The organism is Jatrophihabitans sp., assembly GCF_051960575.1.
In the GTDB taxonomy this organism is placed as follows: domain Bacteria; phylum Actinomycetota; class Actinomycetes; order Mycobacteriales; family Jatrophihabitantaceae; genus JBQCEE01.
In genome coordinates this window covers 1-11583 of the sequence record NZ_JBQCEE010000285.1, presented here as the reverse complement: position 1 = coordinate 11583, position 11583 = coordinate 1, and the positions used below count along the sequence as shown (strand labels likewise).

The following is an 11583-nucleotide window of genomic DNA, read 5'->3' as shown; positions in this document are numbered from 1 at the left end:
CGAGACCGTCGCCGTGTGCGGTGGTTCGGGCGGCTCGTACGCCGACGCCGCGCGGCGGGCCGGGGCCGACGTCCTCCTCACGTCCGACCTCAAGCACCACAGCACGCTCGAGGCGACGGCCGAGCTCGGGCCGGACGCGATGGGGCTGGTCGACGCCGCGCACTGGGCGACCGAGGCGCCGTGGCTGGACGAGCTGGCCGACCGCCTCCGCACCGCCCTCCGTCTCGACGTGCGAGTATCGCGACGCGTCACCGATCCGTGGACGCTGCACACACCGTCGACCGAAGCGAGCTCGTGAACGCCGATCACGCCACCCAGCTGCGACTGCTCGACCTGGCCGGGGCCGATCAGGCGCTGGCCCAGCTCACCCACCGCCGCCGCTCGCTGCCCGAGCTCGCCGCGCTCACCGAGAAGGCGAAGCGGGCGGCCGCGCTGCGCGACGAGATCGTCGACGCCGAGACGGCCGTCGGCGACCTCGACGCCGAGCAGCAGCGCTTCGAGCGTGAGATCGACTCGGTGCGCACCCGCGCCCAGCGCGACGAGCAGCGCATGCAGTCCGGCGCGGTGCCGGCCAAGGAGCTCGAGGGGCTGCAGCACGAGCTGACCAGCCTCGCGCGGCGGCAGTCGTCGCTCGAGGACGACCTGCTCGAGGTGATGGAACGGCGTGAGTCGGCCGACGAGGTGCTCGAGCGGCTGACCGCGGCGCTCGCCGTCGTCGACGCCGAGCGCAGCGACCTCGAGTCGCGCCGCGACGCCGCCTTCGCCGAGATCGACGCCGCCGCGGCCGAACGCGCCGCCGAGCGCGAGCGGGTCGTCGCGTCGCTGCCCGCCGACCTGGTCGCGCTGTACGAGAAGGCGCGGGCGAAGGGCGGCGCCGGTGCGGCGCTGCTGCAGGCGCGGCGCTGCCAGTCGTGCCACATCGAGCTGCCCGGCAGCGAGCTCGCCGCGGTGCGCGCGGCGGCGCCCGACCAGGTCGTGCGCTGCGACAACTGCGGCGCCATCCTCGTGCGCACCGAGGAGTCGGGGCTCTGAGCGTCGCAGCCACCGGCATCGAGCGGGTCGTCGTCGAGGCCGACGGCGGATCGCGCGGCAATCCCGGCCCGGCGGGCTACGGCGCCGTCGTGTTGGACGCCGACACCGAGGCGGTGCTCGCCGAGCGGGACGGGTTCCTCGGCGTCGTCTCGAACAACGTCGCCGAGTACCGCGGCCTCATCGCCGGCCTCGAGGCGGCGGCCGAGCTCGGCGCGTCGTCGGGGTCGGTGCGCATGGACTCGAAGCTGGTCATCGAGCAGATGTCCGGGCGCTGGCAGGTGAAGCACCCGGCGATGAAGCCGCTGCACGCCGAGGCGCGCGAGCTCGTCCGGCGGTTCGCGGACGTCCGCTTCCAGTGGATCCCGCGCGAGCGCAACACCCGCGCCGACCGGCTCGCGAACCGGGCGATGGACGCGGGGCAGGGGAGTACCCCCGCCGCTGCGCCGTCGGCTGCTGCTCCGGCGGTCGCTGCTCCGGCAGTGACCGCCCCGGCACCGGCGTCCGGCGGCTCGTGGGTGCCGCCGACGGACAGCGCCACCCGGCTCGTCCTCGTGCGGCACGGGGCGACGCCGCACTCCGCGGCCAAGCGCTTCAGCGGCCGCAACGACCTGGCCCTGGACGAGACCGGCACCGCCCAGGCGTCCGCGCTGGCCCGCCGCTTCGCGTCCATACCCGACATCGCCGCGGTGATCAGCTCACCGTTGCGGCGCACGGTCGAGACGGCCACCGCCATCGCCGACGCCGTCGGCCTGACCGTCGCGACCGACGACGGGCTCATCGAGACCGACTTCGGCGACTGGGAGGGGCTGACCTTCGCCGAGGCCCGCGAGCGCGACGCCGACGCCCTCACCGCCTGGCTCGCCTCGCCCGACGCGGCACCGCCCGGCGGCGAGTCGTTCGCGGCCGTGACCGACCGGGTCGCAGCGGCGCGCGACCGCATCGTCGCGGCGCACCCCGGCCGCACGCTGATCGTCGTGTCGCACGTGACGCCGATCAAGACGCTGGTACGGCTGGCGCTCGAGGCGCCCCCGGTCGCGCTCTACCGCCTGCACCTCGACACCGCGTCGGTGTCGATGATCGACTGGTTCGCCGACGGCAACTGCTCGGTGCGGCTGGTCAACGACGTCAGCCACCTGTACCGATGACCTCGACGCCGACCCACAGCGCGGTGGCGGCGACGAGCACGAGCAGCGGCACGGTCACCGCGCCGAGGCGGTGGAACTCGACGGCGCGCGGCTTGTCGGCGTCCGGGAGCTGCCGGCGCCAGAGCAGGGTCGCGAGCGAGCCGGGGTAGGCGAGGTTCGGGCCGATGTTCACGCCGAGCAGCACGGCGAGCACGGACGCGGGGTGGCCGGCCACCGTTGGCAGCAGCGCCAGTGTGGCGGGCAGGTTGTTCACCACGTTCGCCAGCACCGCGGCGAGGGCGGCGAGACCGACGAGCGCGGGCCACGACGTGCCGTCCGGCACGAGCTGCTGCAGCGCGTGGCCGAGCCCGTGCCGGGTGACGCCGTCGACGACCACCGACAGCGCCAGTACGAACAGGCAGAAGCCCGGGCTCGCCTCATGCACCCAGCGCCCGACCGCGACGTCGCGGCTCACCACGCGCGGCACGATGAGCGCGACGCAGCCGGCGAGCGCCGCCCACGCGGGGGCGATGTCGACCGAGGTCGCGGCGACGAACAGGGCCACGGTCACCAGCAGCACCGTGAGCGCGTAGCCGGGGGCGCGGGGGTCGTCGCCGTCGTCGGCAGGACGCCCGTCGACGAGGTCGCGGCGGAAGAAGGTCCGTAGCGCGACCCACTCGCCGGCGCAGACGAGCAGCCACGGCAGCAGCATGAGGGCGGTGAAGCGCCCGAACGACAGGCCGGACGACGCGTAGGCGAGCAGGTTGGTCAGGTTCGACACGGGCAGCAGCAGCGAGCCGCTGTTGGCCAGCCGGGCGCACGCGTAGGCGAACGGTCGCACCGGCGTCGCCAGCCGCGCCGCGGTCGCGAGCACGACCGGCGTCAGCAGGACGACCGTCGCGTCCAGGGTGAGCGTGACGGTGACGAGCGCCGCGAGCGCGATGACGAGCAGCAGCAGCCGGTGCGCCGACCCGCGCGCCGCCCGCGCCGCCCGTGCGCCGAGGTAGGTGAAGACGCCGGCGTCGGCGCAGAGATGGCCGAACAGCAGGATCGCGGCGAGGAAGCCGACCGTCGGCCCGATGTCGCGCAGCGTGCGGCCGGCGTCGTGCAGCGGCACGATCCCGAGCGCGACCACGAGCACCGCGGCGGGGACCGCGAGCACCGCTTCACTGAGACCGCGCGGCCGCACGACGGCGAACGCAAGGGTGGCCAGCAGCAGGACGAGCGCGACCGATCCCGCTGCCGCTCCGCTCACTCCACGACCGTAGAGGGACGCGATCAGTCGGGCAGCAGGACGGTGCCCTCGAAGTGGCCCAGTACCTCCCGGTAGAGCTCGATGCCCATGCCGTTCGGATCGCGGATGTAGAGGCTGTCGTCGGCGCCGCGGTCGGGGCCGAGATAGCTGATGCCCGCGTCGTCCAGGCGCTGCTTCAACAGGTCGAACGACTCGGGCGAGACGGAGATCGCCAGGTGCTGGAGCGCGCCGATCGTCTCCTCGTAGGGCTTGTGGTCGTGCCCCGGGAAGTCGAAGAAGCCGAGCAGGTTGCGGTTGCCGAGGTCGAAGAAGAAGTGGCTCGAGCCGGCGTAGTCGCGGTTCTCGACGAGCTCGACCAGCGGGAAGCCGAGCAGCCCCTGGTAGAAGGTGATCGTCTCCTCGACGTCGCGGCACACGAAGGCGGCGTGGTGGATGCCGCGGGCGGTCGAGGCCGGCCGGTCGTCGGACAGGTACTGGTCGCGCAGCTCCGCCCGCCGTGCGCGCACGGCGTCGAGCTCGGCTCCGGTGGGTTCGGGCATGCCGCGACGGTACCGCGCTCCGCTACGATCGAGGCGCGGCGGACGAGCCGACCGGACGGCCGCGTCGAGGGGTGACCCTCGCCGAGGAAAGTCCGGACTCCACAGGGCAGGGTGGTTGCCAAGAGCTACCCGGGGCGACCCGCGGGACAGTGCCACAGAGTAGAGACCGCCGGCTCGCGAGAGCCGGTGAGGGTGAAACGGTGGTTTAAGAGACCACCAGCGCCGCAGGTGACTGCGACGGCTCGGTAAACCCCACCCGGAGCAAGGTCGAGAAGCAGCGACTCCGGTCGCTGTGCGCAGGCGATCGAGGGCGGCCCGCCCGATGCCTGCGGGTGGACCGCTCGAGCCTGTCGGCAACGGCAGGCCTAGATGGATGGCCGTCACCCGAGGCCTCGGCCTCGGGAACAGGATCCGGCTTACAGGTCGACTCGTCCGCCGCCCTGCTCGCCGGTCTGGCGAGCGACAGTGGAACGTGTTCTACTTTCGCGCATGATCCTGGACGGCAAGACGGTCGTGGTGACAGGGGTCGGTGCCGGACTCGGCAGCGAGTGCGCGCGGTCGGCGCTCGCGCAGGGCGCGAACGTCGTCGTCGCCGCACGATCGGCCGACCGGCTCGCGGCCGAGGCGCAGGCGCTGGACGCATCGGGCGAGCGGGTGCTCGCTGTGCGCACCGACATCACCGACGCCGCGTCCTGCGAGGAGTTGGTGCAGCGGGCGACCGACCGCTTCGGCAGGATCGACGGCCTCGTCCAGGTCGCGGCGTACGAGAACGTCTGGGGCGGCCTCCACCACACAAACCTCGACGACTGGCGCGCCGCCTTCGACACCAATGTGCTCGGCGCGCTCACGGTGCTTCGTCCGGTGACCAAGGTGATGACCGCGGCCGGCGGCGGATCGATCGTGCTCATCGGCTCGCAGTCGATGTTCAAGCCGTCGCTGCCGCAAGCGGGCTACGCCGCCTCGAAGCATGCGCTGCTGACGGCGATGTATTACCTGGTCGACGAGCTCGGCCCGGACAACATCCGTCTCAACATGGTGGTGCCGTCGTGGATGTGGGGTCCACCGGTCGAGGGTTTCGTGAAGATGACCGCCGAGCGCAAAGGCATCAGCGAGGACGCCGCGTTGCAGGGCATCACCCGGAAATTCCCGCTCCGGCGTATGGCCGAGGACGGCGAAGTGGCCGACGTCGTCGCGTTCTTCCTCTCCGATCTCGCGAAGGCCGTGACCGGCCAGCACCTGCTCGTGAACGCCGGAGAACTCAGTCGCTGACGGCGTGTCTCGACAGCTGTTGTAAGCGCAGGCATGAGCTAATTGGGGCGTCGGTGATTCGACGAAGTTCGTCACGGGCAAGAAAGCTCTGCGGAAATGGTTGACGCTGCCCTTCTCTGCATCGTCAACTTGATCCGAGCGAAACGTCGCACTGCAGACCATGCCGAGGAGGCAGCGGGATGACCACACCGAAGAAGGCAGCCGCAAAGGTTGTCGGCGCCGTGAAGGGCGCGGCCAAGACGGTCGCCAAGAAGGCCCCCGCGGCGAAGTCGACCACGGCCACCGCCGCGAAGACCTCGACGCGCGCCACCGCGAAGAGCGCGCCCGCGAAGGCCGCGAAGGCTGCACCGACCAAGGCGAGCAAGGCTGCACCGACCAAGGCAGCGAAGGCCGCTCCCGCCAAGGCGACCAAGGCTGCGCCCGCGAAGGCGGCGAAGGCAGCTCCGGCCAAGGCTGCGAAGGCAGCACCGGCCAAGGCGACGAAGGCTGCGCCCGCGAAGGCTGCGAAGGCAGCACCGGCCAAGGCAGCGAAGGCAGCACCGGCGAAGGCTGCCAAGACCGCGAAGGCGACGCCCGCCAAGACCGCGAAGGCCTCGCCGGCGAAGCGCACGACGGCGGGCGCGAAGGCCGTCCCGGCCGCCCAGACCAGCACGCGCAAGGCAGCGGCGAAGACCGCGAAGTAGTCGGCGCGGCCGCGCGGCCCGAGGGACGACGACGCGATGCCGGCGCATCGCGTCTCGGGCGCACCCCTCGACTTCGCCGCGCTGCGTGCAGAACTCGGCCTCCCGGTCGAGTACCCGACCGACGCCGAGGACGAGGCCAGGTCGGCCGCGTCCGACATCGTGCTGCCCACCGAGGACGCGACCGACATCCCGCTCGTCACCGTCGACCCAGCGGGATCGCGCGACCTCGACCAGGCCGTGCACCTGTCGCGCACGGGCGACGGCTTCCTCGTCGCCTACGCGATCGCCGATGTCGCGTCGTTCGTGCGGCCCGGGGGCGCACTCGACCGTGAGACCCATCGTCGCGGCGAGACGATGTACTTCCCCGACCGACGGGTGCCGCTGCACCCGTAGGTGCTGAGTGAGGGCGCGGCGAGCCTGCTGCCCGACCAGGACCGAGCGGCCGTGCTCTGGCGCATCACCCTGGACGCGTCGGGTGAACCGACCGCTGTCGACGTGCGCCGCGCGAAGGTGCGCAGCCGCGCGCAGCTCGACTACGAGGGCGTGCAGGCGATGCTCGACGCGGGCCGTCCGCCCGACGCGCTCGAGCCGCTCGCCGCCATCGGCACGTTGCGTCAACAGGCCGCTCGGCGACGGCACACCATCGACCTCGACCTGCCCGAGCAGGAGGTGGCGGACGACGGGCACGGCGGCTGGACGCTGCAGCTGCGCCGGCCGCTGCCGGTCGAGCAGTGGAACGCCGAGATCTCCCTGCTCACCGGCGTCTGCGCCGCGCAGTTGATGCTGCGTGCCGAGGTGGGCGTGCTGCGCACCATCCCGGTGCCGAACGACGACACCGTCGCCGAGCTGCGCCGGGCAGCGGCCGCACTCGGCATCCGGTGGCCGGACGACGCGGCACCCGGCGACGTGCTCGCGGCGGTCGACCGCACCGATCCCCGGCAGGTGGTGCTGCTCGAACACGCCGCGTCACTGCTGCGCGGTGCCGCCTACACCGTGTTCGACGGCTCGCCGCCGGCGCTGACGACCCACGCCGGGATCGGTGCGCCCTACGCGCACGTGACGGCACCGCTGCGCCGGCTCGTCGACCGGTACGGCAGCGAGGTGTGTCTCGCCGTCCGGGCCGGCACGCCCGTGCCCTCGTGGGTGCGCGCCGCGCTGCCCGATCTGCCGCAGCAGATGGCCGCTGCCGACCACCTCGCGCATGCCGCCGACCGTGCCGTGGTCGATGCGACCGAGGCGTGGCTGCTGCGCGACCGTGTCGGCGAGGTCTTCGACGCGGTCGTGCTCGCGGCCGACGGGCGCAGCGCGACGATCGCGCTCGACGATCCGGCCGTGCGGGCCAAGTGCTCGGCGGTGGGGCTGACCCCAGGCAGCCGGGTGCAGGTGCGACTCCTGGCGGCCGACGTCGATCAGCGCACCGTGCGCCTCGAGCCGGTCGGTCAGACCAGCTCGCCCGACAGCACGGTGACCGCAGCGCCCGACAACAGCACGCGCTGACCTCGAAGGTCGCACCGCACCCGGCCGCCGCGCGCCGACAGCTGCGCGCCCGTCAGCGTCGACCGCCCGAACCGCTGTGCCCAGAACGGCGCGAGGGCGCAGTGCGCCGAGCCGGTCACCGGGTCCTCGTCCACGCCGACGCGCGGCGCGAAGAAGCGCGAGACGAAGTCCGCGTCGTCGTCCGGGCCCGCGGCCGCCGTCACGATCACGCCGCGGCAGTCGACGGTTGCCAGCGAGGCGATGTCGGGCGCGAGACCGCGCACCGTCGCCGCGTCGGCGACCTCGAGCAGGACGTCGGTGCCGTTGCGGTGGCAGCCGATCACCGCGACATCGAGCGCCTCGGCCAATCCGTCCGGCACCGGCGCCGGTGTCGCGGGCTGCGCCGGGAAGTCGAGCTCGATCGTGCCGTCGCGCGGTGTCGCGATCAGCACCCCGCTGCGCGTGTGGAAGGCGAACGGGCCGCGGCGTCCGACGGACGCGAGCACGTGCGCACCGGCCAGCGTCGCGTGCCCGCAGAGGTCGACCTCCGCGGCCGGGGTGAACCAGCGGAGGTCGAGGTGGCCGTCGGGTCGCTCGCGCACGAAGGCCGTCTCCGAGTGCTTCATCTCGGACGCGACCTGCTGCATCCACGCCGGCTCGGCGTCGCGCTCGAGCAGCACGACGGCGGCCGGGTTGCCGCGGAACGGCTGGTCGGTGAACGCGTCGACGACGAAGATCCGCATGCGGATCAGCTGATCACATGCGTCCAGGACGATCAGCTGTAGGAGTGCTCCGCGCTGGGGTAGGTCCCCGCACGCACCTCGTCGGCGAAGCGGCCGGCGGCGTCGCGCAGCACGTCGCCGACCTGCGCGTACTCCTTGACGAACTTCGCCGGCTTGCCCGACCGCAGACCGGCCATGTCCTGCCAGACGAGCACCTGCGCGTCGCAGTGCGGGCCGGCGCCGATGCCGATCGTCGGGATGTGCAGCGCCTCGGTCACCTGCGCGGCCACGTCGGCCGGTACGACCTCGAGCACCACGGCGAACGCGCCCGCGGCCTGCATCGCCTTGGCCGCCTGCAGCAGTCGGTGCGCGCCCTCGTCGCCGCGGCCCTGCACGCGGTAGCCGCCGAGCGCGTTGACCGACTGCGGGGTGAGCCCGATGTGCGCCATGACCGGCACGCCCGCCGACACGAGCGCCTCGACCTGCGGCACGACACGGCGGCCGCCCTCGAGCTTGATCGCCTGGCAGCCGCCCTCCTTCATGAACCGCGCCGCGGTCTCGAGCGCCTGCTGCGGCGAGCCCTGGTACGAGCCGAACGGCAGGTCGCCGACGACCAGCGCGCGGGAGGCACCCCGGACGACCCCGCGGACGAGGGGGAGCAGCTCGTCGACCGTCACCGGCACGGTGGTGTCGTAGCCGTACACGACGTTCGCGGCGGAGTCACCGACGAGCAGCACCGGCACGCCGGCCTCGTCGAAGACCCGCGCGGTCGAGTAGTCGTAGGCGGTGAGCATGGGCCAGCGCTCGCCGCGGTCCTTCGCGAGCTGCAGGTCGCGGATCGTGATCCTGCGGTTGCTGACGCCGCCGTACAGGGTGGTCTCGGACATGATCGCCTCGTCTCTCCTCGAGGCCGGTCTCGCCGGTCCCCGGGCACGACATGTGGACGAAACACAGCATGCGCGTCGGAAACCCTTTCTGTCTCGCCCGCGTCGCTGAGATACCGGTCACCGCCGACGCGCGGGCGGGTGACGGGGCGAAGGTCCCGAACCGCCGTCCGAGGTTGTGACCACGCTGCGAAATCGGCGGCGGCGTCGGTGTCGTCAGGCAGACTTCAGGCCCGGCGATGCAACGAATGACCGATTCGCAGCGTCCAACAAGCGTGCCCGGATCGTGACGTGTGGCTCCCGGGCAGGCGTTCAAGATCGGGTCACAATGGTCCGAGTCGGTCGTGACGGAGGAAGAATGCGGGCAGCAGTGGGCGTGACGCAGCAGGGTCGGCGTCGGGTGTTCGGCACGGGCCGTGCGGCAGGCGTCGTCGGCATCGCCGCCCTCGTGGCGCTGGCGGGCTGCACCTCGTCCGGCCACGACTCGAGCGCCGGCAGCCCGCCGCAGCCGGTCGGTTCGAAGGGGACGATCCCAGGGTCGACCTCGAGCACCACGTCGGGCGCGGGCTCGTCCGCCGACGGCGCACCCTCGTCGAGCGCCGCGGCCTCGCCGCTCGACTTCAGCAACTCCGCCGAGGGTCACCGCATCAGCCCGACCCAGCCGGTGACCGTGACCGTCGCCCACGGCACGCTCACGTCGGTCGTGATGCGCAACGACGCCGGCCGCACCGTGACCGGCGAGCTCGACAGCAACGGCACCTCGTGGCACAACACCGAGGATCTCGGCTACGACCGGACCTACCGCGTCGTGGCGACCGCGAAGGACGACGACGGCCAGACCGTGGTCAAGCGCTCGGTCGTGCGCACCCTGGCGCCGCAGAACCAGACCCAGCCCTACATCGACACCCTCTACGGCACGCCCATCGAGAACGGCGGCAAGTACGGCGTCGCCATGGTCGTGAACGTCGCCTTCGACGAGCAGATCCCCGACAAAGCGGCGGCCGAGAAGGCGCTGACGGTCACGACCACGCCCCAGGTGACGGGGTCGTGGTACTGGTCGGACGCCTCGCACGTCCACTGGCGTCCGCAGAACTACTGGCCGTCGGGCACGAAGGTGACCGTCGACGCGAAGGTGTACGGCAAGAACCTGGGCGACGGTCTCTACGGCGCGTCCGACCAGTCGGTGTCGTTCAGCATCGGACGCAAGCAGGTGACCATCGCCGACGACACCGCGCCCGCGAAGGTGAACAAGGTTCGCGTGTACGACGCCGCGGGCAAGGTCATCCGCACGATGAACACCTCGATGGGCGAGCACACCGGCACGTACACCAAGAACGGCTACATCAACTTCTACACACTCGACGGCACCTACACGGTGCTGAACCACGAGAACCCGGCGATCATGTCGTCGGACAGCTACGGGCTGCCCGCGAACGCCCCGGGCGGCTACGCGCCCGAGAAGGTCTACTGGGCGACCAAGATCAGCACCGACGGCATCTACCTGCACGAGCTCGACACCACGGTGTGGGCCCAGGACAGCGGCCAGGACGTCTCGCACGGCTGCCTCAACCTCAACTACGACAACGCGAGCTGGTTCTACAAGCACTCGATGGTCGGCGACCCGGTGATCGTGCACGGCGCGAAGGGCGCCCCGAAGCTCGAGGTCTGGCAGGGCGGCGACTGGTCGGTGCCGTGGGCAAAGTGGCTCAAGGGGTCCGCCCTCGGCTGACGCGGTCTCGCTCGGTGTGAGCCCGCGCCCTGTCCCGGGCTCGGCGGAGCTGTCCGGATCTTGATGCCGTCAGCGGGCCCAGGCCCGCTGACGGCATCGACGTCTGTCGGGCCGTTCGCGTCGGCTCGTCGAGCCCGCTCGGTGGTGCCGGATCTTGATGCCGTGGACGGGGTCCAGGCCGGTGTCGGCATCTAGGTCGGGCGGTCGGGCAGCGGGTTGAAGAGTTTCGTCGGCGGGTGTGGGTTTTCGAACGTTTTTGTCAGAGGGTCGGTCTAGCGTCGTTGGTGTGATGGGGGACGGGCGGCTGCCGGCGGGTGCGGGTGATCTGGTGCCGGGTGCTGCGCTGGCTGCGGTGCTCGAATCGGTGGATGTCGGTGGGTTGGACGATCCGGAGCTGGTCGGCCTGTTGCAGGCGCAGTCGCGGCAGTTGGCGCACGTGCAGGGACAGGTGTGGGCGGCGATGGCCGAGTTGGCGCGGCGGGATCCGATGCCGCTGCTGGGCGGGGAGCCGTTGCAGGCGCACGAGTTGTTCGACCTGGTGGTCGACGAGGTGCGGGCGGAGCTGATGTTGACCCGCGCCGCGGCGCGGGTGGAGGTGGAGGCCGCGGTCGGGCTGGCCGCGCTGCCGGCGGTGGCGGAGGCCTTGGGGCTGGGGTTGATCGACCGTCGGCACGCGCTGGTGTTCACCGATGCCTGTTGGGATCTGCGGCCCGAGCATGCCGAGCAGGTGGTGGCGGCGCTGTTGCCCGAGGCGATGTCGGTGACGGCGACGGGGCTTGCGGCGCGGGTGGCGCGGGCGGTGATCGAGCTGGATCCGGGGTGGGCCGAGCGGCGCTACCGGGAGGCGTTGCGGAGCCGGAAGGTGGTCGC

11 protein-coding genes, 1 other RNA gene and 1 pseudogene are annotated in these 11583 nt (G+C 72.2%); 9 read left to right on the top strand and 4 right to left on the bottom strand.

All coding sequences use genetic code 11. The annotated features are described in order from the left end of the window. From ACTHMS_RS16155 to ACTHMS_RS16145, 3 genes are all read left to right on the top strand, one after another. On the top strand, positions 1-298 hold a 298-nt coding region (locus ACTHMS_RS16155), incomplete at its 5' end, for a Nif3-like dinuclear metal center hexameric protein (protein ID WP_440307692.1). Next, positions 295-1032 (top strand): zinc ribbon domain-containing protein, encoded by a 738-nt coding sequence (locus tag ACTHMS_RS16150; RefSeq protein WP_440307691.1) that lies wholly within the window; start codon positions 295-297, stop codon positions 1030-1032. The genes ACTHMS_RS16155 and ACTHMS_RS16150, both read left to right, overlap by 4 nt. 17 nt (positions 1033-1049) lie before the next feature. Then, positions 1050-2177, top strand: coding sequence for a bifunctional RNase H/acid phosphatase (locus ACTHMS_RS16145; protein ID WP_440307693.1), 1128 nt, complete (start codon positions 1050-1052; stop codon positions 2175-2177). Here ACTHMS_RS16145 and ACTHMS_RS16140 read toward each other — a convergent pair. Both ACTHMS_RS16140 and ACTHMS_RS16135 read right to left on the bottom strand, forming a co-directional pair. After that, positions 2158-3411 (bottom strand): SLC13 family permease, encoded by a 1254-nt coding sequence (locus ACTHMS_RS16140; RefSeq protein ID WP_440307690.1) that lies wholly within the window; start codon positions 3409-3411, stop codon positions 2158-2160. The genes ACTHMS_RS16145 and ACTHMS_RS16140 overlap by 20 nt on opposite strands. A 23-nt stretch (positions 3412-3434) precedes the next feature. Next, positions 3435-3950: a VOC family protein gene (locus ACTHMS_RS16135; RefSeq protein ID WP_440307689.1), complete on the bottom strand. Its 516-nt coding sequence runs from the start codon at positions 3948-3950 to the stop codon at positions 3435-3437. A 43-nt stretch (positions 3951-3993) separates the two neighbouring features. Between ACTHMS_RS16135 and rnpB the strand changes: the two genes are divergently transcribed. The 4 genes and pseudogenes from rnpB (at position 3994) to ACTHMS_RS16115 (ending at position 7399) form a co-directional block, all read left to right on the top strand. Further along, positions 3994-4385: RNase P RNA component class A (rnpB, locus tag ACTHMS_RS16130), an RNA gene on the top strand. A gap of 54 nt (positions 4386-4439) precedes the next feature. Beyond that, a complete protein-coding gene (locus ACTHMS_RS16125; RefSeq protein WP_440307688.1) occupies positions 4440-5219 on the top strand; it encodes an SDR family oxidoreductase in 780 nt (259 codons plus the stop codon). A gap of 179 nt (positions 5220-5398) precedes the next feature. Next, on the top strand, positions 5399-5902 hold the full coding sequence (locus ACTHMS_RS16120; protein ID WP_440307687.1) for a hypothetical protein: 504 nt from the start codon (positions 5399-5401) through the stop codon (positions 5900-5902). Positions 5903-5938: 36 nt separating this feature from the next. Next, a pseudogene (locus ACTHMS_RS16115) lies at positions 5939-7399 on the top strand (RNB domain-containing ribonuclease). On the opposite strand, the gene ACTHMS_RS16110 reads toward ACTHMS_RS16115, so the two are convergent. Both ACTHMS_RS16110 and panB read right to left on the bottom strand, forming a co-directional pair. Next, positions 7342-8121 carry a PhzF family phenazine biosynthesis protein gene (locus tag ACTHMS_RS16110; protein ID WP_440307686.1) on the bottom strand — a complete coding sequence of 260 codons (780 nt, stop codon included), beginning with the start codon at positions 8119-8121 and terminating at the stop codon, positions 7342-7344. The pseudogene ACTHMS_RS16115 and the gene ACTHMS_RS16110 sit on opposite strands and share 58 nt — an antisense overlap. Before the next feature lie 32 nt (positions 8122-8153). Continuing rightward, the gene (panB, locus tag ACTHMS_RS16105) at positions 8154-8987 is read right to left on the bottom strand and encodes a 3-methyl-2-oxobutanoate hydroxymethyltransferase (RefSeq protein ID WP_440307685.1); all 834 of its coding nucleotides are present in this window, start codon (positions 8985-8987) and stop codon (positions 8154-8156) included. A 355-nt stretch (positions 8988-9342) separates the two neighbouring features. On the opposite strand from panB, the gene ACTHMS_RS16100 reads away from it, so the two are divergent. Further along, entirely contained in the window at positions 9343-10713 is a 1371-nt protein-coding gene (locus ACTHMS_RS16100; RefSeq protein WP_440307684.1) for a L,D-transpeptidase, read from the top strand. A 286-nt stretch (positions 10714-10999) separates the two neighbouring features. Next, the coding region (locus ACTHMS_RS16095; protein ID WP_440307683.1) for a hypothetical protein at positions 11000-11583 on the top strand (584 nt) is incomplete at its 3' end.